Origin of the sequence: Actinosynnema sp. CA-299493 (assembly GCF_050946825.1) — a bacterium.
GTDB lineage: Bacteria > Actinomycetota > Actinomycetes > Mycobacteriales > Pseudonocardiaceae > Actinosynnema.
Genome location: NZ_CP191993.1, coordinates 6,977,394 through 7,003,498, shown reverse-complemented (window position 1 = coordinate 7,003,498; position 26,105 = coordinate 6,977,394). Strand labels below are relative to the sequence as shown.

Annotated in this window: 19 protein-coding genes; 10 read left to right on the top strand and 9 right to left on the bottom strand. The window is 71.4% G+C overall.

All coding sequences use genetic code 11. The annotated features are described in order from the left end of the window. Nucleotides 1-170: 170 nt before the first annotated feature. From ACQPYE_RS29310 to ACQPYE_RS29295, 4 genes are all read left to right on the top strand, one after another. Nucleotides 171-1,040, top strand: coding sequence for a hypothetical protein (locus ACQPYE_RS29310; RefSeq protein WP_498715977.1), 870 nt, complete (start codon nt 171-173; stop codon nt 1,038-1,040). 87 nt (nt 1,041-1,127) lie between these two features. Next, on the top strand, nt 1,128-3,638 hold the full coding sequence (locus ACQPYE_RS29305; RefSeq protein ID WP_498715976.1) for a glycoside hydrolase family 127 protein: 2,511 nt from the start codon (nt 1,128-1,130) through the stop codon (nt 3,636-3,638). Nucleotides 3,639-3,667: 29 nt separating this feature from the next. After that, nucleotides 3,668-5,104, top strand: a complete 1,437-nt coding sequence (locus ACQPYE_RS29300) for a glycoside hydrolase family 43 protein (RefSeq protein WP_498715974.1) — start codon at nt 3,668-3,670, stop codon at nt 5,102-5,104. Next, the gene (locus ACQPYE_RS29295) at nt 5,101-8,367 is read left to right on the top strand and encodes a discoidin domain-containing protein (RefSeq protein ID WP_498715972.1); all 3,267 of its coding nucleotides are present in this window, start codon (nt 5,101-5,103) and stop codon (nt 8,365-8,367) included. The genes ACQPYE_RS29300 and ACQPYE_RS29295 overlap by 4 nt, the downstream gene beginning before the upstream one ends. Before the next feature lie 59 nt (nt 8,368-8,426). Here the strand turns inward: ACQPYE_RS29295 and ACQPYE_RS29290 are convergent, their stop codons facing one another. Continuing rightward, a complete protein-coding gene (locus ACQPYE_RS29290) occupies nt 8,427-8,972 on the bottom strand; it encodes a hypothetical protein (RefSeq protein ID WP_498715971.1) in 546 nt (181 codons plus the stop codon). 328 nt (nt 8,973-9,300) lie between these two features. On the opposite strand from ACQPYE_RS29290, the gene ACQPYE_RS29285 reads away from it, so the two are divergent. Then, entirely contained in the window at nt 9,301-11,295 is a 1,995-nt protein-coding gene (locus ACQPYE_RS29285) for a GTP-binding protein (RefSeq protein WP_498715969.1), read from the top strand. Nucleotides 11,296-11,440: 145 nt separating this feature from the next. Here ACQPYE_RS29285 and ACQPYE_RS29280 read toward each other — a convergent pair whose 3' ends face one another. Further along, entirely contained in the window at nt 11,441-11,992 is a 552-nt protein-coding gene (locus ACQPYE_RS29280) for a TetR/AcrR family transcriptional regulator (protein WP_498715968.1), read from the bottom strand. A gap of 91 nt (nt 11,993-12,083) precedes the next feature. Between ACQPYE_RS29280 and ACQPYE_RS29275 the strand changes: the two genes are divergently transcribed. Together ACQPYE_RS29275 and ACQPYE_RS29270 are read left to right on the top strand one after the other, a co-directional pair. Then, nucleotides 12,084-12,575 (top strand): DoxX family protein, encoded by a 492-nt coding sequence (locus ACQPYE_RS29275; protein ID WP_498715967.1) that lies wholly within the window; start codon nt 12,084-12,086, stop codon nt 12,573-12,575. A gap of 491 nt (nt 12,576-13,066) precedes the next feature. After that, entirely contained in the window at nt 13,067-14,077 is a 1,011-nt protein-coding gene (locus ACQPYE_RS29270; RefSeq protein ID WP_498715966.1) for a TerC/Alx family metal homeostasis membrane protein, read from the top strand. A 299-nt stretch (nt 14,078-14,376) separates the two neighbouring features. On the opposite strand, the gene ACQPYE_RS29265 is transcribed toward ACQPYE_RS29270, so the two are convergent. From ACQPYE_RS29265 to ACQPYE_RS29250, 4 genes are all read right to left on the bottom strand, one after another. Next, nucleotides 14,377-14,808, bottom strand: a complete 432-nt coding sequence (locus tag ACQPYE_RS29265; RefSeq protein WP_498715965.1) for an Imm1 family immunity protein — start codon at nt 14,806-14,808, stop codon at nt 14,377-14,379. Then, a complete protein-coding gene (locus ACQPYE_RS29260; RefSeq protein ID WP_498715962.1) occupies nt 14,793-15,620 on the bottom strand; it encodes a DddA-like double-stranded DNA deaminase toxin in 828 nt (275 codons plus the stop codon). Before ACQPYE_RS29260 ends, ACQPYE_RS29265 begins: the two co-directional genes overlap by 16 nt. A 294-nt stretch (nt 15,621-15,914) precedes the next feature. Then, the gene (locus tag ACQPYE_RS29255) at nt 15,915-16,751 is read right to left on the bottom strand and encodes a tetratricopeptide repeat protein (protein ID WP_498715960.1); all 837 of its coding nucleotides are present in this window, start codon (nt 16,749-16,751) and stop codon (nt 15,915-15,917) included. Continuing rightward, on the bottom strand, nt 16,696-17,136 hold the full coding sequence (locus tag ACQPYE_RS29250) for a hypothetical protein (protein ID WP_498715958.1): 441 nt from the start codon (nt 17,134-17,136) through the stop codon (nt 16,696-16,698). Before ACQPYE_RS29250 ends, ACQPYE_RS29255 begins: the two co-directional genes overlap by 56 nt. Before the next feature lie 243 nt (nt 17,137-17,379). On the opposite strand from ACQPYE_RS29250, the gene ACQPYE_RS29245 reads away from it, so the two are divergent. Then, nucleotides 17,380-18,522 carry an NsdA family TPR-like regulatory protein gene (locus tag ACQPYE_RS29245; RefSeq protein ID WP_498715957.1) on the top strand — a complete coding sequence of 381 codons (1,143 nt, stop codon included), beginning with the start codon at nt 17,380-17,382 and terminating at the stop codon, nt 18,520-18,522. A 174-nt stretch (nt 18,523-18,696) separates the two neighbouring features. Here the strand turns inward: ACQPYE_RS29245 and ACQPYE_RS29240 are convergent, their stop codons facing one another. After that, entirely contained in the window at nt 18,697-19,557 is an 861-nt protein-coding gene (locus tag ACQPYE_RS29240; protein ID WP_498715956.1) for an alpha/beta fold hydrolase, read from the bottom strand. Between the two features lie 127 nt (nt 19,558-19,684). On the opposite strand from ACQPYE_RS29240, the gene ACQPYE_RS29235 reads away from it, so the two are divergent. Next, nucleotides 19,685-22,849, top strand: a complete 3,165-nt coding sequence (locus tag ACQPYE_RS29235; RefSeq protein WP_498715955.1) for an ATP-binding protein — start codon at nt 19,685-19,687, stop codon at nt 22,847-22,849. Between the two features lie 71 nt (nt 22,850-22,920). Beyond that, a complete protein-coding gene (locus ACQPYE_RS29230; RefSeq protein WP_498715954.1) occupies nt 22,921-24,126 on the top strand; it encodes an alpha/beta hydrolase family protein in 1,206 nt (401 codons plus the stop codon). Nucleotides 24,127-24,156: 30 nt separating this feature from the next. Here ACQPYE_RS29230 and ACQPYE_RS29225 read toward each other — a convergent pair whose 3' ends face one another. Together ACQPYE_RS29225 and ACQPYE_RS29220 are read right to left on the bottom strand one after the other, a co-directional pair. Then, entirely contained in the window at nt 24,157-24,828 is a 672-nt protein-coding gene (locus ACQPYE_RS29225; protein ID WP_498715953.1) for a response regulator, read from the bottom strand. Beyond that, nucleotides 24,825-26,090, bottom strand: coding sequence for a sensor histidine kinase (locus ACQPYE_RS29220; protein WP_498715951.1), 1,266 nt, complete (start codon nt 26,088-26,090; stop codon nt 24,825-24,827). Before ACQPYE_RS29220 ends, ACQPYE_RS29225 begins: the two co-directional genes overlap by 4 nt. Nucleotides 26,091-26,105 lie beyond the last annotated feature (15 nt).

The window sequence follows — 26,105 nt, the reverse complement described above, 5'->3', positions numbered from 1 at the left end:
CCCGTGGCGCGGGCTCCTCCCACCGCTGATCTCCAAGGCAGTGCGCTGCCTCACGCTCTCCGCCGCCATGCAACGCAGCCACGTCCGCGGGCCCACCCCGACGCAGACCCGCGCGTCCGACGCTGCTTCGTCCGGCAACCGGAAGGAAGATCGTCGTGTCACGATCATGGATGAGAACAGTGCTGACCGCCGTGGCGCTCGCGCTGGCGGTGAGCGGCGCGGGCGTCGCGCAGGCAGAGCAGGCAGTGCAGGCAGAGCAGGAAGTGCGGGCGCGTGACGTCACGGCCGCCGCCAACCCGGCGACGTGGAGCCCGCCGTCGAACCTGGTGACCCCGCTGAACCAGGTCTGGTCGCACCAGGAGAGCACGTACGGCGACCTGTACGGGTTCCGGAACTACGGCTGGGACCAGGTCTTCGCCAACGGCGGCTACCTGAACTTCTGCGTGCGGTGGGACTCGTCGGCCCCGGTGAGCGCGTCGCTGCGCGACCGCATCCACGCGAAGCTCGCCGAGCAGTACAAGAAGTGGACGGACCTCATGGTGGGCCACAACAACTGGCCCTACGCGCAGGTCCCGATCAAGGTCGTCGGTTGGGCGGTGCGCGACCGCGGCACGTTGCAGTGGAGCGACAACTCGGTCGACGTCTACGTCAACAACATCCGGGAGAACGCGCCGCAGTGCGCCGAGCAGTGCGGCCGGTTCTTCGTCCGCGACGGCCAGTACCGCAACTGCCCCGGCGGGGTGCCCCGGCACTACGACCAGTCGTTGTGGCTGACCGCCGGCATGGGCGGCGGCGCGGGTGGCGACTGGGGTCAGCGCATCGGCAGCGAGTACTTCGTCAACAACCTCAACTCGCCGAACGTGCACATCCTGCTGCACGAGATCGGCCACACCTTCGGCCTGGACGACTTCTACGACTGGACGCCGTCCGGCGTGGGCGGCTTCCTCATGAAGGCGGGCAGCGCGTCGACCATCACCGAGTTCGACTCCTGGATGTTCCGCGACTGGTGGCGGCACCTGAAGAGCCGCTACGGCCGCTGAGCGAACGCCGGCGCCCCCGGCCCGGCACCGGGGGCGCCGCCCGGCCCTCTGCCACGGAAGGCCCCTCTGCCACGGAAGGTCACGACCATGTCCCCGCACACCCCATCCCGCCGTGCCTTGCTGCGCGCCGGCGCGGTGGTCGCCTCGGCCACCGCCCTGCCCACCCTGCACAACGCCAACGCCAACGCTGCTGCCGCCGCCGACCCGATCAGGGCAACCGCCAGACCGGACACGGGCGCGTCGGCGCACGCGTTCCCGCTCGGCGCGGTGACCCTGCTGGCCGGGCCGTTCCAGACCAACACCTCCCGCACGCACGCCTACCTCAAGTTCCTCGACGCCGACCGGTTGCTGCACACGTTCCGGCTCAACGTGGGCCTGCCGTCGTCGGCCGCCGCGTGCGGCGGGTGGGAGTCGCCGACCACCGAGCTGCGCGGTCACTCCACCGGCCACGTGCTGACCGCGCTCGCCCAGGCGTACGCGAGCACCGGCGACACCGCGTTCCGGAGCAAGGGCGACCACCTGGTCACGCAGCTCGCCGCCTGCCAGGACCGGGCGCAGGCCGCCGGGTTCACCACCGGCTACCTCTCCGCGTTCCCGGAGAGCTTCATCGACCGCGTGGAAGCCCGCCAGCAGGTCTGGGCGCCCTACTACACCCTGCACAAGGTCATGGCGGGCCTGCTGGACATGAACCTGCTGGCGGGCAACGCGCAGGCGCTCACCGTGCTGACCCGGATGGCCGCCTGGGTCGGTCTGCGCAACGGCAGGCTGACCCTGGCCCAGCGCCAAGCCATGCTCAAGACCGAGTTCGGCGGCATGAACGAGGTGCTGACCAACCTCTACCAGGTCACCGGCGACCCGGCGCACCTCACCGCGGCCCAGCACTTCGACCACGCCGAGGTCTTCGACCCGCTGGCGGCGAACACCGACGCGCTCAACGGTTACCACGCCAACACCCAGATCCCCAAGGCGCTCGGCGCGATCCGCGAGTACCACGCCACCGGCCTGACCCGGTACCGCGACATCGCGACCAACTTCTGGAACATCGTGGTCGGCTCGCACACCTACGCCATCGGCGGCAACTCCAACGGCGAGTACTTCAAGGCGCCGGGGCGGATCGCGTCGGAGCTGTCCGACAGCACGTGCGAGTGCTGCAACAGCTACAACATGCTCAAGCTGACCCGTCAGCTGTTCCGCACCGACCCGAGGGCGCACTACTTCGACTTCCACGAGAAGGCGCTCTACAACCACCTGCTCGGCGGTCAGAACCCGTCCTCCGCGCACGGCCACCACAGCTACTACGTGCCGCTGCGGCCCGGCGGCCAGCGCACGTACAGCAACGACTACCAGGACTTCACCTGCTGCCACGGCACCGGGATGGAGACCAACACCAAGCACGCCGACAGCATCTACTTCCACGCCGGCGCCACGTTGTACGTCAACCTGTTCATCGCCTCCGCGCTGACCTGGCCGGGCCGGGGGATCACCGTGCGGCAGGACACCGGCTTCCCGGAGTCGGCCGCCACCCGGCTCACCGTCACCGGGTCCGGCCAGATCGACCTGCGCGTGCGCGTCCCGTCCTGGGCCGCCGGCGCCCAGCTCAAGCTCAACGGCGTGGTGCAGGACGTGGCGACCGTGCCCGGCACGTACGCGCGCCTGGACCGGACGTGGAGCAGCGGCGACGTGGTGGACCTCAGCCTGCCGATGGCGCTGACCCGGGAGCCCGCGCGGGACAACCCGGCCGTGCAGGCGGTCAAGCACGGCCCGATCGTGCTCGCGGGCGGTTACGGCACGACGAACCTGACGTCGATGCCCGCGCTCCAGCCGGGGACCCTCCGGGCCACGACCACCCCGTTGCGGTACACGGCGACGGCGAGCACCGGCCAGGTGACGCTGCTGCCGTTCTACCAGCTGCACGGCCAGCGCTACACGGTCTACTGGAACGTCGCCGACACGCCCGCGCCGCCGCCGTTCATCGCGCACTACCCGTTCGACGAGGCGGCGGGCTCGGTGGCGGCCGACGCCACCGGCAACGGCCGGACCGCCACCCTCGCCGGCGGCGCGCGGTGGACCACGGGGCGCACCGGCTCGGCCGTCGACCTCGGCGGCGCCGGCGAGCACGTGCTGCTGCCCGCGGGCCTGCTGGTGGGCGCGACGGCGTTCAGCGTGGCCACCTGGGTGTGGCTGGGCGCGGTGACCACGTGGGCGCGCGTGTTCGACTTCGGCGCGGGCGCCAACGCCTACCTGTTCCTGACCCCGCGCAGTTCGGCGGGCGGCGCGAGGTTCGCCATCACCACCGGTGGGTCGGGCGCCGAGCAGCGCGTCGACGCGCCGTCACCGCTGCCCTCCGGCGCGTGGACGCACGTGGCCGTCACGCAGACCGGCAACCTCGGCGTGCTCTACGTCAACGGGGTGGAGGTGGCCCGCAACACGGCGCTGACCGTGCGGCCGGCCGCGCTCGGCAGCACCACGCAGAACTGGATCGGGCGCTCCCAGTACGCGGGCGACCCCTACCTGGACGGCGCCGTGGACGGCTTCCGGGTCCACGGCCGCGCCCTCACCGCCGCCGAAGTGGCCGACCTGCACGCCACCGGCCGCTAGCCACCGTCCCCCACCGTTAGGACTCCTCCATGGGCACCCGAATCCGGGCGGTGAGGCTGGGCGCGGCACTCGCGCTCGTCGCCTCCGCCGCCGTCGCCGTCGCACCGACCGCGTCCGCGGCCAACCCGATCATCACGAGCTACTACACGGCCGACCCGGCGCCCCTCGTCGTCGGCAACACGATGTACGTCTACGCGGGCCGCGACGAGGCCGCGACCGGCACCAACAACTTCGTCATGCGCGAGTGGCGGGTGCTGTCCTCGACGGACGCCGCCACCTGGACCGACCACGGCGCGAAGGCGAACATCGGCACGTTCCCGTGGGCGGGCGCGGACGCGTGGGCGAGCGAGGTCGAGCCGAAGAACGGCAAGTACTACTGGTACACGTCGGTCAACGGCAACGGCGCGGGCTGGATGGACATCGGCGTCGCGGTGGGCGACAGCCCGCTCGGGCCGTTCCGCGACGCCAAGGGCGGTCCGCTGGTCAGCGACAGCACGCCCAACTCGTCCGGGCTGAACATCGACCCGACCGTGTTCACCGACGACGACGGCCAGTCCTACCTCTACTGGGGCGGCTACTGGGGAGTGCGCGCCGCGAAGCTCAAGGCCAACATGGTCGAGCTGGACGGCGCGGTCGTCACGCCGCAGGGCCTGGCGAACTACTGGGAAGCGCCCTGGATGTTCAAGCGCGACGGCCTCTACTACATGGTGTACGCGGCCAACGACACCAACGGCTGCGTCACCAACTCGAGCTACGCCTGCCAGCGCTACGCCACCGCGACCAGCCCGCTGGGACCGTGGACGCACCGCGGCGTCGTGCTCGACCAGGTCTCCTCGACCACCAACCACGCGGGCGTCGTGCAGTTCAACGGGCAGTGGTACATCGTCTACCACAACGCCAACGCGCCCGGCGGCGGCAACTTCCGCCGTTCCGTCGCGGTGGACCTGCTGACCTTCAACGCCGACGGCACGATGCGCAAGGTCACCCAGACCACCACCGGACCGCCGGCCAACCCGGGCACGAACCCCGGCACGGGCACCAACCTGGCGCCGTCCGCGACCGCGTCCACCTCCTACGTCTCCGCGTGGGAGTCGTTGACGGCGCTGAACAACGGCGGCACGCCCGCGAACTCGGCGGACCGCTCGAACCTCGCCTACGGCAACTGGCCGGAGCGCGGCACGCAGTGGGTCGAGTACCAGTGGCCGACCGCCAAGTCGGTGAACAAGGTGGCCACGTACTGGTTCGACGACGACCAGGGCATCGACCTGCCCGCCTCGTGCCAGGTCCAGTACTGGAACGGCAGCGCGTACGCCGCCGTGCCCGGCCAGTCGGCGTGCGGCGTCGCCGGCAACGCGGTCAACACCACCACGTTCACCGCCGTGAGCACCACGCGGCTGCGGTTGTCGATCACCTCGAAGCCCGACTTCTCGACGGGGGTGTTGGAATGGCAAGCCTTCCAGGCGTGACCCGACGGCTGGCGGCGGTGGTGGTGCTCGGCGCGCTCCTCGTGCCGGTGCAGGGCGCCTCCGCCGCGCAGACGATCGGCTACCCCGCGTTCAGCGGTCCGGCGGTCCCCGCGCCGCCGGTCGGCTACAGCACCGGCAGCACCATGCGCGCCATCTACGACGCGGAGAGCGGCGGCACCGACTTCTGGGTGGACCGCCTGCTCGCCCGGCCGGGCAACGACCCGGCGGGCCCGTGGCTGATGACCCGCGGTCGCGGCGCGTTCATGAACACCCACAACCCGGCCGTGATCGGGTTCGGCGGCAACGCCGCGTACTGGGACAACATCAGCAGCCAGAACGCCTACGCGATCACCGTGGGCTCCGGGACGTTGACCGAGCAGGTGGCGAGCCGGTGGCAGGCCCCGAGCCACTGGAAGGGCGTCTACACCGGCACGGGCGTGCGGGCAGAGGTCGCGAAGTTCATCACGCACAACAACGTCGCCGTCACCAACCTGACCGTCACCAACACCGGCTCGGCGTCGGCCACCGTGCCGCTGCGCGTCACCTCGCCGTACGCGACCGCGGTCAGCGGCGCCGAGCTGACCGGGTCGCGGCAGGTGAAGAACAACCTCACCACCATCCGGCCGAGGTTGGCCGGCGACGGGTTCACCGCCGCGAGCGGCGCGCTGACCAGGTCGGTCACCCTGGGCGCGGGCCAGTCGGTCACCACGAAGGTCGTGCTGGGCTTCGTCACCGACGAGATCCCCGAGTCGCTGACCGAGTACAACGCCTACCGCGGCCACTCGCCGTCGGTCGCGTTCGCCACCCACGTGCGGGACTACAACCGGTGGTGGGCGGACAACATCCCCTACATCGACGTGCCCGACCCGGCGATCAAGAAGAACGTCTACTACCGCTGGTGGCTGATGCGGTTCAACCACCTCGACGTGGACATCCCGGGCCAGGACTTCCAGTTCCCGGTCTCGATCGAGGGCGTCACCGGCTACAACAACGCGATCGCGCTGACCCAGCCGATGCACATCGACGACCTGAAGTACCTGCGCGACCCGGTCTACTCGTACGGGCCGTGGCTGTCGGCCGGCCAGTCGTCCAAGGGCGGCCGGTTCATGGACAACCCGGGCGACCCGGAGAACTGGTCCAACTCCTACACCCAGTACATCTCCGAGGCGGCCTGGCGCAGCTACCAGGTCCACGGCGGCCAGCCCGGCGTGGCGGGCAACCTGGCCAAGTACGCCGAAGGTGACGTGAAGGGGCAGCTGGCCACCTACGACACCAACAACAACGGCGTCATCGAGTACGACTGGGGCGCGATGACGGGCAACGACGCCGACGCGGTGTCGTTCGACTGGCGCGCGGGCAACCTCGACCGCGCCGAGACGGCGTACGTGTGGAGCGGCGCGATGGCCGCGCAGCAGGCCTACGCGCTGACCGGGAACACCGCGAAGGCGAACGAGATGCAAGCGCTCGCCGACCGCATCCGCACCGGCGTGGTGAACACGCTGTGGAACCCGTCGCGGCAGCTGCTGGAGCACAAGCACGTGGCCACGAACACCCACGTGCCGTGGAAGGAGATCAACAACTACTACCCGTTCTCGGTGGGCCTGATGCCGAGCACCGACCAGTACAAGCAGGCGCTGCGGCTGTTCGCGGACCCGGACGAGTACCCGGTGTTCCCGTTCTACACGGCCAACCAGCGCGACAAGGCCGAGGCCGCGCAGGCGGGCCACCCCGGTTCCAACAACTTCTCCACCATCAACTCCACCGTCCAGTTCCGGCTGTACTCCTCGGTGCTGCGCAACTACCCGAACCAGTGGATGACCGCCGAGGACTACAAGAAGCTGCTCTACTGGAACACCTGGGCGCAGTACGTCGGCGGCAACACGCAGTGGCCGGACGCCAACGAGTTCTGGGCGAACTGGAACCCCGGCAGCCGCACCGTCGACTACCGCTCGTGGATCCACCACAACATCCTGGGCAGCAGCAACTGGACCGTGGTGGAGGACGTGGCCGGGCTGCGCCCGCGCACCGACAGCCGGATCGAGCTGTCGCCGATCAACATCGGCTGGTCGCACTTCGCGGTCAACAACCTGCGCTACCGCAACATGGACCTGAGCGTGGTGTGGGACGACCCGGCCGACGGCGTCACCCGCTACAACGGCGTGCCGCAGGGCTACTCGGTCTACCTCGACGGCACGCGCGCGTTCACCGTCGACCGGTTGACCCGCGTGCTCTACAACCCGGCCAACGGCGAGGTCACGTTCCCGTCCGGCGCGGGCACGGTGAACTACTCCGCGGTGGTCAACGGGTTGCGCGCGCCGCAGGACGTGGCGCACACCGGCGCGCGGATGGTCGACGTGTTCGCCAAGGCGGGCGTCGACCTGACCTCCACCACGCCGAACCTGGCGCAGGGCGCGGGCGTCACGGCGTCGTACACGGCGTCCGGCACGTCGGTCGGTGCGGCGGTCGACGGGTTCCCGATCAACGAGCCGCTGTGGGGCACTTCGGGGTCGCCCAACGGCACGGACTGGTACGAGGTCGACTTCCGGCAGCAGCGCTCGGTGGACGAGGTGCGGCTGCACTTCCGCGACGACCGGGCGGGCAACCGGTACCGCGCGCCGTCGTCGTACGCGATCCAGTACTGGAACGGCTCCGCGTGGGTCGGGGCGGCGGCGCAGGCCAAGACGCCGGCCACGCCCAGGGCCAACTACAACCGGGTCCGGTTCACGCCGGTGTCCACGCAGCGGATCCGGGTCCAGGTGACGCACGCGTCCGGGTTCAAGACCGGGTTGACCGAGGTGAAGGCCTACCACAGGGGAGGCGGCACCGATCCTCAGCCGCCGGTGAACCTGGCCGCCTCCGCCACGCCGTCGGCGTCCTACACCTCGTCGTGGGAGTCGGTGGCCGCGATCAACGACGGGGTCGACCCGCCGTCGTCCGACGACACCGCCAACCCGCTGTGGGGCGCCTGGCCCGAGACCGGCGAGCAGTGGGCCGAGCTGACGTGGGCGTCGGCGCAGTCGGTGCGGTCGGCGCGGGTGTACTTCTTCGACGACAACGGGGGAGTGCGCGTGCCCGCGTCGTGGAAGGTCCAGCAGTGGAACGGGTCGGCCTACGTCGACGTGGCGGGCGCGAGCGGTTACCCGGTCGCGCCGGACGCCTACCAGGAGGTGACGTTCACGCCGGTGAGCACGACGCGGTTGCGGGTCGTGCTCCAGAGCGGTGCGGGCTCGGTCGGGCTGCTGGAGGTGAAGGCCTTCGGGTGAGCGGAAGGGTGTGAGCGGGGGGACCGGTCGCGCCGCCGGTCCCCCTTCACGCGACGGTGTCAGCAGCCGCCGCAGTTGTAGTAGGTGACGTCCCAGTGGTTGCTCTCCAGGAAGTAGACGTTCCCGGAGCCGGACTGCCACTTGTTGCCACCGATGTAGGAGAAGGTGCCGCGGATGTAGTTGCCGAGGCACGTGGAGAGGCTGTAGTCGAGCTTGTAGCCGTTCCAGTGGCTGTAGGTGCCGCTGGCGTGGCCGGTCTCGGTGCCGCCGGTGATGTTCAGCGCGCAGCCGGTGGCCCGCTTGAGGGTCTCCGCGCCCTGCACGGTCGGCAGGTTGATCTGCGTGAACGAGGTGCAGGTCGGGTTGTTGCGGTCACTGCACCCACCGCTGGACGACCACGTGATGCCGGCCGCGCGGAAGCGGGCCGCGGCCTCGGCGTGGGTCAGCTTGGTGACCAGGGCGGTGACCGGGGTGTCGGCGGCGGGCTGGAAGACGGTGTCCTGGACGACTTCGGCGGGCGCGGCCGAGGCCGTGGTCGCGCCGGTGATGGTGAGCAGTGCCGTGGCGACGGCCACGACGGCGGCGCGGAACCGACCGGTACGCATGGGGACTGTCCTTTCGACGGGCAGCCCTCGCCGACCCGGGATCCACCGGGGATCGGCGCAGGGATGCGGCAGGGGTCGTCGGACAGCAGCTTAAGCGCCGGCAAGTTACCGCACAGCAGCCAAGTGGGAGATTTTCTGACTAGCCGGACCGTGGTATGGCGTGCCGGTCGCCCGGTCGCCCGGTCGCCCGGTCGCCGGTGGGTCGGTTCGCCGGGCGCCGCCGAAATCGGCCGGCGCGATCCGGGCGTTCGCCCTACGGTGTGCCGCGCAGGTGATCGAGCCTTGAGGAGGAATGAGATGCGGCGACTCGACGGTGTGCTCCGTCCCGGTGCCCCTTCCCACACCCCCGAGGACCGTCATCTCCACTCGAACCCTCAACCTGGGCGTGCTCGCGCACGTCGACGCCGGTAAGACCAGCCTCACCGAGCGGCTGCTGTTCGACCACGGGACGATCCCGCGGCTCGGCAGCGTCGACGGCGGTGACACGCAGACCGACAGCGGCGAGCTGGAACGCCGCCGCGGCATCACGATCCGCTCCGCCGTCGCCTGGTTCCGGCTCGGCGACCTCCAGGTGAACCTGGTGGACACGCCGGGGCACCCGGACTTCATCGCCGAGGTCGAACGCGCCCTGTCCGTGCTGGACGGGGCGGTGCTGGTGATCTCGGCGGTCGAGGGCGTGCAGGCGCAGACCGGGGTGCTGCTGCGCTCGCTGCGGCGGTTGCGCCTGCCGACCCTGCTCTTCGTCAACAAGATCGACCGGATGGGCGCGCGGCACGACGACCTGCTCGCCGAGGTCCGCCGCCGGCTGACACCCGCCGTGGTGCCGATGGTGAGGGTCGAGCGGCTCGGCACGCGTGACGCGAGGGTCGTGGCCCGCTCCTGCGCCGACCGCGCGTTCCCGGCGGAGGCGGCCGAGGTCCTGGCCGACCACGACCTCGGGCTGCTGGGCCGGGTGATCGACGGGGACGTGCCCGGGGACGTGCTCGGGCCGCTGCGGGACCAGACGTGCCGAGGGCTGGTGCACCCGGTGTACTTCGGCTCGGCGGTGTCCGGCGCGGGCACGGCGGACCTGGTCGACGGGGTCCGGAGGTTCCTCGCGCCGCGCCCGGCCCCGGCCGACGACCTGCGCGGCACGGTGTTCGCCGTCGAGCGCACCGGCCAGGGCGAGAAGGTCGCCTACCTGCGGTTGTTCTCCGGGACGGTGCACGGTCGGCAGCGGTTGGCGTTCCGGCGGCGGGACGCCTCGGGCGCGGTGGAGGTGCACCGGGGGCGCGTCGCCGGGCTGGAGGTCGTGGGCGGCGGCGCCGGGCCGCTCGCCGCGGGCGACATCGGCAGGCTGCGCGGTCTGCCGCAGGTGCGCGTCGGCGACCGGTTGGGCGCGGACGACGACGGTCCGGAACCGCACTTCTCGCCGCCGATCCTGGAGTCGGTGGTCCGGCCCGAGGAGCCCGGCCGGGCGACCGACCTGCACGCCGCGCTCACCAGGCTGGCCGACGAGGACCCGCTCATCCGGACCCGGCCGGCGGGCGGCGGCGCGACGTCCGTGCTGCTCTACGGCGCCGTGCAGCGCGAGGTGATCGCCGAGCGGTTGCGGCGCGAGTTCGGCATCGAGGCGGTGTTCGAGCAGGTCCGGCCGGTGTACTTCGAACGGCCGGTGGGCCGGGGTGAGGCCGTGCACGAGTTCGACCCGCGCGGGCCGAACGACTTCTGGCAGACGGTGGGCGTGCGCGTGGAGCCCCTGCCGCCGGGCTCCGGCCACACCTTCACCAGGCAGGCCCAGCTCGGCCTGCTGCCGAAGGCGTACCACCGGGCGATCGAGGAGGCGGTGACCGCGACGCTCCGGCAAGGCCTGCACGGGTGGGAGGTGACCGACTGCGCGGTGACGATCACGCGCGTCGGGTGCAACGCGCCGATGACGGTCGCCGCCGACTTCCGCCACCTGACGCCCGTGGTGCTGCTGCGGGCGTTGCGGCAGGCGGGCAGCGCCGTGCACGAGCCCGGTTGCACCGTCGAGGTGGAGGTGCCGGACGACGCGCTCGGCGTCGTGACCGGTCTGCTGCTCTCGCTGGGCGCGGACCTCGGCCCGGCGGTCGGGTCCGGCTCGGGGTGGCTCGTGCCGGGCGACCTCCCGGCCCGGTCGCTGCACGACCTCGCCGCCGCCCTGCCCGGCCTGACCCGCGGCGAGGGGAGCGTCCGGCACGAGCCGGGGCCCGCCCGCCGGGTCCGCGGTCCGGCGCCGACCCGGGCCAGGACGGACGGCAACCCGCTCGACCACGACGAGTACCTGCGGTTCCTGTCCAACCGGAACCTGGCCGACCGGTGAACGCGAACGACCTCGCCCTGTCCTCTCCGCGCGAGATCGGGCACGGCTGGGGCGATTTCAAGCACGTGATGTGACACCTGATCGCCGCGGGCGGCGCATCGGCTCCACGCGATGCGCCGCCCGCGGTCGGCGTGCGCGGGATCGGCTAGGTCGACAACATCGAGCCCGCGAAGGCCCGCACCACCGCCTCCGGGTCACGATCGGTCCGCGACAGCGCGCCCGTGTTCCACAGCGTCGCGAAGCCGTGCACGAGCGACCACGCCGCGACCGACGCCAGCTCCGGGTCGGGCCGGTCGGCGACGCCGTTCGCCAGGGCCGCGCCCGCCCGGTCGCGCGCCTCGGTCAGCGCCGGGTCGTCGGGGCGGAGGAGGTCGGGCCGGAACATCACCTCGAAGTGCGCCCGGTGCCCGATCGCGAAGCGCACGTAGGCCACGCCCAGGTCGACGATGTCGCCGCCCGCCGCCACCGTCCCGTCCAGCGCGTCGGCCAGCAACGTGAAGCCCTCCGCGGCGAGCGCGGTGAGCAGGCCGGCCTTGTCCTTGAAGTGGTGCACCGGCCCCGCGTGCGACACCCCGACCCGTCGGGCCAGGTCGCGCAGGCCGACGCCGGCGGGACCGTGCTCGGTGATCGCCTCGACGGCCGCGTCCAGGACGGCGCGGCGCAGGTCCCCGTGGTGGTACGGGCGCTCCGTGGTCACGCCGGCAGCCTACCGCAATCTAGTCATTGACAAGTTCGCCGTTCGTGGGCAATCTTGCCACTGTCAAGTTCGCGTGGTCGAAGGAGTTCCCGTGGCACCGCTCGTGATCCTCGTCCTGGTCACCCTCGTCGTGGTCGGCCTGCGCGCCGTCGGCGTCACCCTGGTGCCCGCCTGGCCGTTCGCCGTGCGGTGCGGGGTCGCGGCGATGTTCGTCGCGACCGGTGTGGCGCACTTCGTCGGCATGAGGGAAGAGCTGATCGCGATGGTGCCGCCCGCCATCCCCGCGCCCGGTCTCGTGATCACGGTGACGGGCGTGCTGGAACTCGCGGGCGCGGTGGGCGTCCTGTGGCGCCGCACCGCGCTGTGGGCGGCGGCCGGGCTCTCCGTGCTGCTGGTCGGCATGTTCCCGGCGAACGTCTACGCCGCCGAGCAGGGCATCTCACCCTCGTTCGGCGACGCCCTGCTGCCGCGCACGCTCATGCAGCTCGTCTTCCTCGCGGCGACCGTGACCATCGTGGCGCACTACGCCCGTCGTCCCCTCGGGTCGCGCGAGAGCGCGCCGCTCGACAGCGTCAGCCGGTGACCACCTGATCGAGGGACGGCACGACAGTCAGCACCCGGTCCACCTCGGTGAGTTCGAGCGGGTGGACCTCCGTGTGACCGTGGCGTCGTCCCGCTCAGGTCCGGTGTTACGCCCACCCGATCGGGCTGACAGGTCGCGCCACCGGTTACGCCATCCGCGGGCCGGGGTATCCCGCGGCGACTCCACGAGGAGGCCCGCGTGAACCCACGACTCCGCGCCCACCGGCCAGACCTGCCGCGCCGCTCCACCTTCCTGCTTCGTGCCCACGAGCCGGCCCCGTCGCGTCCCTTGGCCTTCCTGCCTCGTGCCTACGAGCCGGCCCGGTCACGTCCCTTCGCCTTCCCGCCTCGTGTCCACGAGCCGGACCCGTCCGACCCGTCGACCCCGGAGCCCGTCCCGCGCCGGCCGCAGCCGTCCGGGCCCGAGCCGGTGCCGCCGAAGCCGATACCGACGCCGGTCCCGCCCACCTCCGACCGCCGCGTCCGCTGATCGTGGCGGACATCGGAGGGCTCACCTGGGCGATCACCATCGGTCTCGTCCTCGTGCTGCTCGCGGTGGACCTGGTGCTGGCGGTCGTGCGCCCGCACCGCGTCAAGATCCGCGAGGCGACCGCGTGGTCGGTGTTCTACGTGGCCTTCGCCTTGCTGTTCGGCGTGTGGTTCACGCTTCAGTACGGCGGGCAGGCAGGCACCGAGTACTTCGTCGGCTACCTGGTGGAGAAGAGCCTGTCGGTCGACAACCTGTTCGTGTTCGTGATCATCATGTCGAAGTTCGCCGTGCCGGAGGAGCACCAGCACAAGGTGCTGACGTTCGGCATCGTGCTGGCGCTGGCGTTGCGCGCGGTGTTCATCGCGGTCGGCGCGACGTTGCTGGCGCTGTTCTCGTTCGTGTTCCTGCTGTTCGGCCTGCTGCTGCTCTACACGGCCGTGCAGCTGTTCCGGCACCGGGAGGAGGACCCGGACGTCGAGGACAACCTCGTGGTGAAGACCGCGCGCCGGGTGCTGCCGATCACCGACGACTACCGGGACGGGAAGCTGTTCGACCGCGTCGAGGGCCGACGGGTGGTCACGCCGCTGTTCGTGGTGCTGCTGGCGATCGGCAGCATCGACGTGCTGTTCGCGCTGGACTCGATCCCGGCGGTCTTCGGCATCACATCCGAGCCGTACATCGTATTCGTCGCCAACGCGTTCGCGCTGCTCGGGTTGCGGGCGTTGTTCTTCCTGGTGAAGGGTTTGCTGGACCGACTGGTGTACCTGTCGACGGGGCTGTCGCTGATCCTGGCGTTCATCGGGGTGAAGCTGATCCTGCACTGGGCGCACGAGGACCTCGACCCGCGCGTGCCGGAGGTGCCGACGCTGCTCAGCCTCGCCGTGATCCTGGTGGTGCTGACGGTGGTGACCGTGGCGAGCCTGGTCAAGACGCGGCGCGACCCGTCCCTGAAGGCACACCCCGGCTCGCTTCGGGCCCGCCGCGCCGAGGCCGAGTCGGAACACCCCGACTGACCCGCGTGTCCTGCGTTCGGAACGCGCGTGACGTGAACGTAGGACTTCCTATGGGAGCACCACTCTCACGAGGAGTCCCGGACGTGGCGACGATCTCGACGTTCGGTGAGGTCGCGAGACGACGCGATCCGGGCTGTCCTGACCAACCGGCGGGCCGCCCTGGTGGCCCCGGTTCGGCGTGTGGACGCGGTTGCGCCGGTGGACGCGGCAGCCGCTTGGACGGCGCTGAGAACGCCGCAGAACCCACCACGCGTGCGTTGACGTACCGACCGGGGCCAGGCCACGAACCATGCCGGGGTTCAGCCTCCGGCCGGGGTGGAGTCGTTTTGCCAGTCCACGACGGTCGGACGTTGCCCGGTGGTCAGGTAATCGATCACGGCGGCTTCCACGTCGGTGGCAGGCACTTCGGCGTCAGGCGGGAACTCCGTGTCTGCGGTGACGTAGTAGTAGATCACCGGATCGGTGTTGGAAGGCGTGGAGCTGTGGCTGTGGACGCCCTCCGGACAGTCCTCACCGGAGTAGTGCAGAACGCCCACGTCACCGTCGATCCCCGCGTTCAGCTCGGAGACCCACGGATCGGCGGCGGGGACGACGGTGAGCAGGACTGCGCTGCCGGCTGGGTATTTGCCTCGCACGGCCGCGAACAGCTCCCGGACTTCCTCCGGTGTGGTGACGACGACAGGATCGTCGGCGTGGCCGTCCTCGTAGTAGACGTTCAGCTCTTGCGCCACGGTGGCGTAGCCCCTCCTGCGTAGGTCTTCGTGAAGCCGTTCGCGCCGTGCACGGTGAGTGTGGCCCCCTCGGGCAACAGCACCGGTACAAGCTCGTCGCAGCCGAGCGGACCGCGACACGGCGTGTTGTTGATCAATAGTGTGGCCGATCGGACACCGTGGTTGCGCATGTAGGCCGCCATCTTCATTTCGACGTCGGACGCACGGGTCAACTTCCTGCGCAAGCCGAGAGCGGCCAACGCCGTTTCGGATTCCCGATACATCTCGTCTTCACCGCTGACAACTGGCCGCGTCTGTCCGTCCGGACCGATCCACCGCCCGTGTGTCTTGGGTCGTGGCGTGCCTGGCGGCCGTTGATCGGCAGGCGGCACATCGGGAGGAAGTTCCCGCCGTAGTTCCTCGACCTTTTCCGGCGGGATCACGGGCGGTGCACTCGGCTCTACCGGGCGGACCTGTGGTGGCGTGGACGATTGTCGCTCCGGTGGCCGTCGCGGCGGCTGTGCGGGCCGTGGAGCGTCCGGGGGCGGTGGTGCGGCGTTCTCACCCGTGAGCGTGGTCAAGGCTGCTTGTGCCCGGTCCATGCCCATACCAAGGATCTTCCACAAGTCGGTGATGCCGTCTTTAACCTCGGTGAACCGGGCCAGCGTCCTCTCCGTGTCCGACTCCAGATCAACGGCCCCGCGCAGGTTCGCGGCCAACAGGTCGTGTGCCTCTTCGACCAAGTCCTCAGCCTGCCCCAACGCGTCCCGGGACTTCGACGCCTGATCGCACGCCTGAGACACGCACTTGGCCACTTCCTCGATCGACGCCACCCCGCCCCTTCCCGGGCGGCAGCGTCGCACAGGGGACCGACAGCGACCGAGACGGCATGGACAGGGGCGGACTTGCCCACTTGCCAAGGTGTAGAGCACAGGCAAGTTGCAACCGCCTTGCTTGACTTGCGGCCCCACTTGCCCCGTTTCCTGGACCTTGGCAAGCGAGCAAGCCGTAACCGTTCGTGTTCGCCCAATGTAATCCGTAATCCGGCCTGTGTGCCGAACTATCAGGGAATAGTCAGCACCCCTGGACCAACTTCAGCTCGTGGCTGGTGCCCATGCCGAGGTCGGCTAGGTGGAAACTTCCGAACATGGAATTGAGTCGGATTGCTCATCGTTCTCCCAGAATGGCAGGCCGAATACGCCGACTTTCAGTATCCGCAGTTCGGGCAAGGGGTCGCCTTTGCTCAACTCCTCTATGAGGCTCCGGACCTCACCCTCGGCATCATCCTTCAGGTGTACCGCCGCTCGTTCGAGCCACAGTCGCGCCGTTTCGTGATCACCGTTGATGTACGCCAAGCGGCCCAGGAGTACGTGACACTCGGCACGCTCCTCGGCGGCTGAAGGGTCACCGGCCTCGTCAGCGTATATTTCGTCGGCCCGGGTGAACTTCTCGGCAGCGTTGGTCAGGTTGTCTGACCGGAGAGCCAGTGCTCCGATCTCCCGGAGCGCCCAAGCGACTCCGATATTGTTGCCATGGGTGAGGTGCCATTCTGCCAACTCCACCAGGCATCCAACCACGGAGGCCGCCATGTCGCGTGCGCGGAAAATTCCGGCCATCGTATCCAAAGCGTGAATATGTCCCGCCAGATTGTCGGGAGTCGGGTTCCGCTGACAGCGCGCCCGCCAGACGGACACCATCCGCGCCGCCGTCACAGTAGCAGCGGTGAAGTCCCCCGCCCGGGCGTAGGCCACGGTGGCGCGGTGGAGTACGTGCGAAACCGCTTCTGCGAGAGGGAATCGGTCAGCCAGCTCCAAAGTTGTTTCATGCAGCCTGACGACATCGTCCGCACAACCCTCAGCCAGGGCTCCTGGCCACTCGTCAACCAGCGAACGCACCGCCTCTTCGACTTCACCTTGCATCATGTGGAATCGGACGTTGATCAATACGCGACTGAGGGAGGTCATCGTCATCATTCTCGGTTTCAGATCCAGACTGTGGGTCGACTTGGTGAACATCATGATTACGCGGCACTATCTCGAATAAGTCGCTGAACTCGAACGGGGACAGCGCTACCAGTGCGCCGGCGATGAACGACGGGCCGGGTTGGAGTTGCCCGGACCTCACCCGCGCCAAGGTTGAGCGATTGATGCCCATCGCTTTTGCCATGGAATACTCCGAGCGGTGCCCCGAAAGACTCATCGCCTTCTCGATCATTCCCGACTTGACTCTTACGGTATGTGCCATCTGCGTCACACCCACGTTCGCCACGTAAACGCTCGCGATGCCCAACTGGCGAACCGCGAAGTCCGGCGGCATACCGCCCGAAGCCAAGCCGTTCTCGCTGTGCACTCCACGCATCCACAACGGAGTGCACACGCGGTGCCGATGAGCCATGCAGTTGCCGGAACAGCGACCGTGACCGCTATCCCGATCGAGATCAACACATCCATTCACCCCGCACGTCGGCAGTGGCATTCAAGCCTTTCGGACCTTCGGACTCGTTTGTGCCTACGGGTAGCCTCTCGTGTGCGGAGCGTTGCTGGAATGAACAACCCGTCCACACCCGTCCACAGTCATCGGGAGCCAGGCGTCATGTCCGAGACGGCAAGGGCACTGCGCGCGGCCCGAGAGGCGGCAGGCGTCAGCCTGGCCGTGATGGCTCAGCGGACCCACTACAGCAAGTCGTTCCTGGGCATGGTGGAGACAGGACAGCGGACCGCGACACCTGAACTGGTGGCCGCCTACGAGCGTGCGCTCGACGCACAAGGGCTGGGTGAGGAAGTGAACAGACGAGAGCTACTGGCGGCGGCAGCCGCCGTGCTCGCCGGAGCGAACACGCCGGAACCTCTTGCCCGACTACTGGACGGCCTCACGTCGGCGGAGGCACCCGGCACGGTCGGCCGATCCGAGGTCGAAGCAGTGCGGCACGCCACGTCGGTCTACACGACGATGGACCTGCGATTCGGCGGTGCGGTCGCGGCAGACGTCTCCAGCGGCGCTCTGCGATGGGCGGTGACGCTCCTGGACGCGCCGATGCGGGACGACACGCGGATTGCGCTCTCAGCGGCCGTCGGTGCGCTGGCCGACCGCACGGCGTGGACCCACTTCGACTCCGGCCGTACCTACTCGGCCCGCCGGTTGTCCACCCTCGCTCTTCGCACGGCCGACGCGGGAGCCGATCCGGACCTACGCGCGCACGTGGTGCTCAACATGGCCGCCCAGGTTGGCGACGATCACCCGGACGATGCCGTCACCCTTGTCCGGTCGGCAGTGTCCGACACCCGTGTCTGCGGCCTGGAACGCGCGAACCTGCACGCTGGTTTGGCCGGACACCTGGCGAAGACCGGCGACAAGCACGGCGCGATCAAGCACATCGTCAAAGCCGAGGCACTGGCCGAACGCGGCGGTGAAACCCCCCAGTGGTTGCGCTTCCTCACACCGGAAAGCCTCGACTCGATCATTACCCAGGCGCTGGCTGCCGCCGGCGAGCACGGGGAAGCGATCCGGCGGTTCGAGAACCTGTTGCCCCGCATGGGCCCGGACCGGCTGCGCGGCCGAGCAGGACGGATGATCGACCTCGCCGACCTCTACGCCCGGACCGGCCGGGTGGATGAAGCTCAGGCGTTGGCAGCGGAAGCGGAAGCGGCCCTGAGCGATGTCCGCTCCGCCCGCGCAACCGCTTCCCTTCTGACGTTGCGCCAACGCGTAACGGCCGCACGGCGTAGCGAACACTGACCGGTGTGACACATGCGCCATGCACAACCCGCCCGGCCCAGGAGCGAGAACAAGTCGGGCGGTGACTCGTCAAGCCCCTCAAACCGGCGGTCCCAACCCGGTGGTCGAAGACCGCGCCGACCAGCATCAACGCTGATGGCCCCATCAGGGGGCCGTAGGTAGGACACGCAGGGGTCAGCGGGTGAGCAGGTCGCGCAGCGCCTTGACGACCTCGCCCGGCGCCTCCTCGGCCATGAAGTGGCCGCACGTGACGGTGCGGTGGTCCAGGTCCGGCGCCCACTCCCGCCACCGGCCGGCGGCGTCGAAGCCGAGGGCCGAGCCCCAGTCCTGCTGCAGCACGGTCACCGGCATGCGCAGCCGGTTCCCGGCCTCCCGGTCCGCCACGTCGTGCTCGACGTCCACGGTGGCGGAGGCCCGGTAGTCGGCGACGATCGACGGGACGGCCTCGCGGGACGCCTTCAGGTACGCGGCGCGCACGTCGGGCGGGATCGCGGCCGGGTCGACGGCCCAGGTGTCCAGGAAGTGGCCGAAGAACGCGTCCGCCGACGCGCTGATCATCGCCTCCGGCAGACCGGGCGGCTGGGCCATCAGGTACAGGTGGAAGCCGACGGACGCGGTGACGCCGTGCATGACGTCCCACATGTCGAGGGTCGGCAGCACGTCCAGCGAGGCCAGGTGCGTGACCGCGTCGGGGTGGTCGAGCCCCGCGCGGACGGCGACCAGCGCGCCCCGGTCGTGGCCCGCCAGCGCGAACCGGTCGTGCCCGAGCGCGCGGGCGAGGGTGACGACGTCGGCGGCCATCGTGCGCTTCGAGTACGTCCGACCGTCGTCGGCGGGCTTGTCGCTGTCGCCGTACCCGCGCAGGTCGGGGCAGATGACGGTGTGGTCGGCGGCGAGGTCGGCGGCGACGTGCCGCCACATCAGGTGCGTCTGGGGGAAGCCGTGCAGCAGCACGACGGGGCTGCCCGAGCCTCCCACGGCGACGTTGAGCGCCACGCCGTCGGCGACGGTGACGCGCTGCCTGGTGAACTTCATGTGCGGCTCCGGGTTCGGTGTGGGGCGCGGTTGCCCGACCCACTCTGAGCGACCCCGATCAGCGCTCGATCAGCAGCCGATCAGCGCCCCGCGGCACGCCCCGACCAGGACGGATACGTTGTGGGCGATGGTGCGTTTCCGGGTGCTGGGCCCGCTGGAGGCCGTGGGTGGACGCGGGCCGCTCGACCTCAAGGGGCCGCGGCACCGCGCCGTCCTGGCACGCCTGCTGGTCGCCGGGGGACGGGTGGTGCCGGTCACGCGGCTGATCGACGACCTGTGGGACGGCGACGCGCCGGACGGTGCGCTCGGCGCCGTGCAGACGTTCGTCGGCGCGTTGCGCAAGGCCCTCGAACCCGACCGGCCACCCCGGACACCCTCCCGGCTGCTGGTGACCGTGCCGCCGGGGTACGCGCTGCGCGCGAACGGGCCGGGCGAGACGAACGAAACGGGCGAGACAAACGAAACGGGCGAGGCGAACGGGCCGGGTGAGGCGGACGAGGTCGACGCCTGGCGGTTCGAGGTGGCGGTGGGGGAGGCGGTCCGGTCCTTGGCCGACGGCAGGCCGGGGCACGCCAAAGCGCTGCTGGACGACGCGCTCGCGCTCTGGCGCGGCCCCGCGTACGCGGAGTTCGCCGACCGGCCGTGGGCGCACGGCGAGGCCGCGAGGCTGGATGAGCTGCGGCTGCTGGCGGTGGAACGGCGGGCCGAGGCGGCGTTGGCGCTGGGCGCGGCGGCGGAGTCGGTGCCGGACCTGCGGGCGCACGTCGCCGCGCACCCGCTGCGCGAGGACGGGCGGCGGCTGCTCGCCCTCGCGCTCTACCGGACCGGACGCCAGGGCGAGGCGCTGGCCACCCTCCGCCAGTCCCGCGAGGTGCTGCGCGCGGAGCTGGGCGTCGACCCCGGCCACGCCCTCCGGCAGATCGAGGCCGACATCCTCGCCCAGTCGCCGACCCTCGTGCCCGAACCACCGATCACCCGGTCCACCCCGTTCGTTGGCCGCGCGGACGAGCTGGCCGAGCTGGAGCGGGCCGCGCGGACGGGCCGGCGGCTGGCGTTGATCTCGGGCACGGCCGGTGCGGGCAAGACGGCGTTGGCCGGGGAACTGGCCGGACGGCTCGCCGGCGCCGGCTGGGCGACCGCGTGGGGCACGTGCGCCGAGGACGCGCCCGCCGCCTGGCCGTGGACGCGGATGGCGGAAAAGCTGGCGTTGACGGAGGACCTGCCCGCCGGCAGGTTCGAGCGGCACCGCGCGATCGCCGCCTCGCTGGCCGAGGTGCGGCGACCGGTCCTGCTGGTCTTCGACGACCTGCACTGGGCCGACGACGACACCCTCGCGCTGGTGACGTCCCTGGCCGCCGACCCGGACGCCGGTCGCGTGCTGGTCGTCGCTACCTACCGCTCCACCGAGATCTCCGCCGCCCTGACCGAGGCCCTCGGCCGGGCCGCCCGCACGGAGCCCGCCCGCGTCTACCTCGGGGGCCTGACCGAATCCCAGGTGCGCGAACTGGTCGAGGCCGTCACCGACCGCGAGCCGACGGACGCCGACGTCCGCGCGATCCACACCCGCAGCGCCGGCAACCCGTTCTTGGTCCGCGAGCTGACCCGCCTCTGGGAGACCGACCCCGCCCTGCGCACCGTCCCCGCCGGCGTCCGCGACGTCCTGCGCCACCGCCTCGCCCACCTCACCGAGACCGCGCGGACCCACCTGCGCCAGGCGTCGGTCCTCGGCCAGGAGGTCGACCTGGACGTGCTGATCCCGCTCGCCGGTGACGAGGACGCGGTGCTGGACTCCGTCGAGTCGGCGCTGCTCGCGGGCTTCCTGGTCGAGCCGGACGCCGACCGCCTGCGGTTCGCCCACGCGCTCGTGCACGACACGCTCTACGACGACATCGCGCACGCCCGCCGGGCCCGGTGGCACGCCGCCACCGCCGACGTCCTCGAACGGGTGCGCCACGATGACGTCGAGGCCATCGCCCACCACCTCCTGCGCGCCGGGAACCGGGCCCCCGCCGCGCGGACCGCGCGCTACACCCGGGCCGCCGCCGAACGCGCGGAACGCCGGTCGGCGCCGCACCAAGCGGCCAGGTGGTGGCGGGAGACGCTGGCCCGCGCGGAATCGGACCGCCTCGACGCCGTGATGGGCCTGGTGCGGGCGCTGGCCGTGACCGGCGACCTCGACCAGGCCCGCCGGCACCGGGCGGAAGCCGTCACCGAGGCGGGCGGCGACCCGGTGCTGACCGCCCGCACGATCGGCTCGTTCGACGTGCCCGCGATCTGGACCACCAACGACGACGAGGCCCTGTCCGCCCGCCTCGTCGACGCGGCCGAACGCGCGCTGGACGCCCTGCCTCCCGGCCACGACGCCGAACGCGCCCGCCTGCTGATCACCATCGCGATGGAACGACGTGCCGACACCGGGCGGCGCGGCCGGGAAGCGGCACTCGAAGCCGAGGCCGTCGCCCGCGACCTGGCCGACCCGTCGTTGCTGGCCCTGGCGCTCAACGGCCGGTTCCTCCAGACGTTCCACCGGGCGGGCCTCGCACCCGACCGGGCCCGGATCGGCGCGGAGCTGCTCGACCTCTCCGCCCGCCACGGCCTGGTGACGTTCGAGGTGCTCGCCCACCTGGTCCTCGTGCAGTCCCACGCCGCGCTCGCCGACCTGGCCGCCGCCGACCGGCACGCCGCCGCGGCCGACGCGCTCGCGGAACGGCACGACCTGCCGCTGGTCGGCGTCTTCACCGCCTGGTACGCCGCGCTGCGCCTGGCCGTGACCGGTCGGCGGGACGAGGCCAGGGCCGCCTACCGCGCCGCCGCGTCCCGCCTGTCCGGCGCCGGGATGCCGGGCCTGGAACGCGGGATCCTGCCGTTGGCGCTGCTGGGCCTGGGCGACGTGCCGGACGTGCCGGGCGCCGACTGGGGCCCGTACGAGCCGTGGGCGCGCCCGATCGTCCTGCTCGCACGGGGCGAGCGCGCCGAAGCCCTCGCGGCCGTCGTCCCCGACTCGCCGCACGACCTGCTGTTCGAGGCCCGGATGTGCCTGCACGCCGTGATCGCCGTCGAAGCGGGCGACCGGCCGACCATGGCGCGCCTCTACGACCGGCTCCTCCCGGCGGCCGGGGAACTCGCCGGCGCGGGCAGCGGCCTGGTCGCGTTCGGCCCGACCGCCCACCACCTCGGCAACCTCGCCACCGCGCTCGGCCGGCCCGAGCAGGCCGCCGAGCACCACCGCCGAGCGCGGGGGATCGCCGACGCCTTGAAAGCTCCACAATGGATCGGATGGGACTTCACCTAGTGGTCGCTCCGGGGTTCCACTGGGTGATCGTCCTGATCCGGTGTGCCCACGAGCCGTCCTAGGTTCGCCAGGTGACTGGAAAACGAGTGATCGTGCCGGCCCTGCTCGCCGGCGTGGCGCTGGCCGCCGCCGTGCCCGCGGCGGCTTCACCGTCGCCGGTGCGGTTCGCGCTCCCCGCGCCCACCGGCCCCCACGCGGTGGGCGCCACCGAGCTGCACCTGGTGGACCACACCCGACCGGACCCGTGGCGGCCGGACACCAGCAGGGAACTGATGGTCACCGTCCGGTACCCCGCGGTGCCGAGCGCGCGCGACGAGGCGCCGTTCATGCCGCCCGCCGTCGCCTCGGCGGTCGCCGCGAGCGACGCCAGGACCTTGGGCATCGACCCGGCCGTGCTGGACTACGGCTTCGCCACCCACTCGGTCCCCGACGCGCCGGCCATCCCCGGTCGACGGCCCGTCGTGCTGTACTCGCCGGGGCGCGGCAACCCGCGCGCCCTCGGCACCGGCCTCACCGAGCAGTTGGCGAGCAAGGGGTACGTGGTCATCGCGATCGACCACACCCACGAGCCGCTCGCGGTGCAGTTCCCCGACGGCCGGGTCGCGCCGCGTTCCCTGCCACCGCTGACGATCGACGTCAACAAGAAGTTGATGGCGACGCGCACCCAGGACACGAGCTTCGTCCTGGACCAACTGGAGGTCCTCGCCGCCGGCGGCAACCCGGACGCGGGCCGACGCCGCCTGCCACCGGGCCTCGGCCGGTCGCTCGACCTGTCCCGGGTCGGCGTGGCCGGCCACTCGGCGGGCGGTTTCACCGCCGGCGAGACCATGGTGTCCGACCGCCGGATCGACGCGGGCGCGAACCTCGACGGCAGCATGGCGTACTCCCAGTCCGCCCGGGACTTCGGCCGGGTCGCCGACGAGGGCCTGGACCGGCCGTTCCTGCTGATGAGCGCGGGCGACCACAGCGCGGCGTCCGACCTGTCGTGGCAGGAGTTCCTGGCCAACCACCGCGGGTGGGTGCGGCAGCTGCACCTGCCCGACGGCGAGCACTCGTCCTTCACCGACCACCAGTCGCTGGTGCCGCGACTGGCCGCCCACCTCGGGCTCGACCCGGCGGTGACGACGCCGATCGTCGGCACGGTCGACCCCGCCCGCAGCACCGCCGCCCAGCGCGCCTACCTGACCGCGTTCTTCGACCAGCACCTGCGCCACCGGCCGCGACACCTGCTCGACGGACCGTCCGACCGGCACCCCGACGTGCGGTTCCTCGGCTGAACCGTCAGCCACGCCCGTCAACCACGTCCCTCAGCCACGTCCCCCGGGGGTGACCAGGCCGGTCTCGTAGGCCACGACGACGGCCTGCACGCGGTCGCGCAGGCCCAGCTTGGCCAGGATGCGCGCCACGTGGGTCTTCACCGTCGCCTCGGACAGGTGCAGCTTCCCGGCCAGCTCGGCGTTGCTCAGCCCACGCGCCAGCAGGCCGAGCACCTCGAGCTCACGCGGGGTCAGCGCGGCCAGGTCGCGGTGCGACGACGCGGTGTCCGCGCCCCGGTCCGCGAACCGCTCCACCAGCCGGCGGGTGATGGCGGGCGCCAGCAGCGCGTCACCGGAGCGCACCATCCGCACCGAGGCGACCAGGTGCTCTGGCGTCACGTCCTTGAGCAGGAACCCGCTCGCACCCGCCGACAACGCGGCGTAGACGTAGTGGTCGAGGTCGAACGTGGTCAGGATGATCACCCGCGGTTCCGGTCCCGCGCCGGTCAGGATGCGGCGGGTGGCCTCCAGGCCGTCCAGCTCCGGCATCCGGATGTCCATCAGCACCACGTCGGGCACGGTGCGCCGCACCGCCTCCACGGCCTCCAGCCCGTTGGTGGCCTCGCCGACCACGTCGATGCCGTCGGCGGTGAGGATCATCCGGAAACCGGTGCGCACCAGCACCTGGTCGTCGGCGACCACCACTCGCAGCGGGGCGTTCACGGCGCCTGCACCGGGATCGACGCGGTGACGTGGTAACCGCCGCCGGTCCGGGGTCGGGCGTCCAGCGTGCCGCCGTAGACCGCCAGCCGCTCGCGCAGGCCGATCAGCCCGTGCCCGTTGCCCGTGGCCGCGCCGGGACCGGGTTCGCCGCCGGTGTCGACCACCTCCACCCTGAGGTGGTCGACGCCGTAGGCCACGGTCACCGCCGCCGACCCGCCGGAGGCGTGCTTCACCGCGTTCGTCAACGCCTCCTGCACCACCCGGTAGGCGGCCAGCTCCACCCCGGACGGCAGCGGGCGCGGCTGCCCGGTCACGGTCGACTCGACCGGCACCCCGGTGTCCCGCAACCGGGCGACCAGGGCCGCCAGCTGGTCGAGCCCCGGCTGCGGCGCGAGGTCGGCCGGGTCGGCGCCGTCCGTCGCCAACAGCCCCATCACGTGCCGCAACTCCGTCATCGCCGCCCGCCCACCCGCCTCGACCGCCAACAACGCCTCCTGCGCCTGCCCGGGCGAGGACGCCATCACCTTGCGCGCCGCGCCCGCCTGGATCGTCATCACGCTCACGTGGTGCGTCACCACGTCGTGCAGCTCGCGGGCGATGCGGGCCCGCTCGTGCTCGACCGCCCGGTGCAACGCCTCCGCCTGCTCGCGCTCCAGCGCCGACACCTGCGCCCGGCCCTCGTCCGTGCGGACCTTCCACGTGCGCAGGCCGTTCGCCGCCACGATCAGCGGCACCAGGACCAGCAGCGGCACGTACTCGTTCGGCACCACCGGCAGCTCCGAGTCCCGGAACACCGCCACCACCAGCACCGCCACCAGCAGGCTCGCCAACGCGGGCCGCCGGTGCGGGCTGTACGCGGCGGCCGAGTAGGCGGCGATGACGCACGCGTAGAACGTGAGCCTCGGCGACTCCGACGGCGACGCCAAGGTCGCGTACAGCACCACCCACAGCACGGCCAGCGGGTAACGACGGCGCAGCACCAACGCCACCGCGGCCACCACCGCGATGACCACCGCGCCGAACAACGCGTCGGGTTGCGGCGGAGGAGGCACGGGCATCGGCTGCCACAGGCCGCCGACGACGACGCGCACGGGCACGTCCTGCGAGTCGACCGCGTACCGCACCGAGGCGATGCCGACCACCAGCGCCAGCACCGCGTCGAACACGTGGTTGCGCACCGTGGGCCGCGGCAGCGGACCGGTCGGCAGCACCACCGAGGCCGCCCAGGCCCGCAGTCGGCCCACCACCGGCGCGTTCGTCACCCGGCCATTCTCACC

Bases quoted from the DNA above. Each gene is read 5' to 3' on its own strand.
- ACQPYE_RS29245 (WP_498715957.1), top strand. From the start codon at position 17,380: ATGTCCGAGACGGCAAGGGCACTGCGCGCGGCCCGAGAGGCGGCAGGC.
- ACQPYE_RS29235 (WP_498715955.1), top strand. From the start codon at position 19,685: ATGGTGCGTTTCCGGGTGCTGGGCCCGCTGGAGGCCGTGGGTGGACGC.
- ACQPYE_RS29240 (WP_498715956.1), bottom strand. From the start codon at position 19,557: ATGAAGTTCACCAGGCAGCGCGTCACCGTCGCCGACGGCGTGGCGCTC.
- ACQPYE_RS29255 (WP_498715960.1), bottom strand. From the start codon at position 16,751: ATGACCTCCCTCAGTCGCGTATTGATCAACGTCCGATTCCACATGATG.
- ACQPYE_RS29300 (WP_498715974.1), top strand. From the start codon at position 3,668: ATGGGCACCCGAATCCGGGCGGTGAGGCTGGGCGCGGCACTCGCGCTC.
- ACQPYE_RS29305 (WP_498715976.1), top strand. From the start codon at position 1,128: ATGTCCCCGCACACCCCATCCCGCCGTGCCTTGCTGCGCGCCGGCGCG.
- ACQPYE_RS29310 (WP_498715977.1), top strand. From the start codon at position 171: ATGAGAACAGTGCTGACCGCCGTGGCGCTCGCGCTGGCGGTGAGCGGC.
- ACQPYE_RS29290 (WP_498715971.1), bottom strand. From the start codon at position 8,972: ATGCGTACCGGTCGGTTCCGCGCCGCCGTCGTGGCCGTCGCCACGGCA.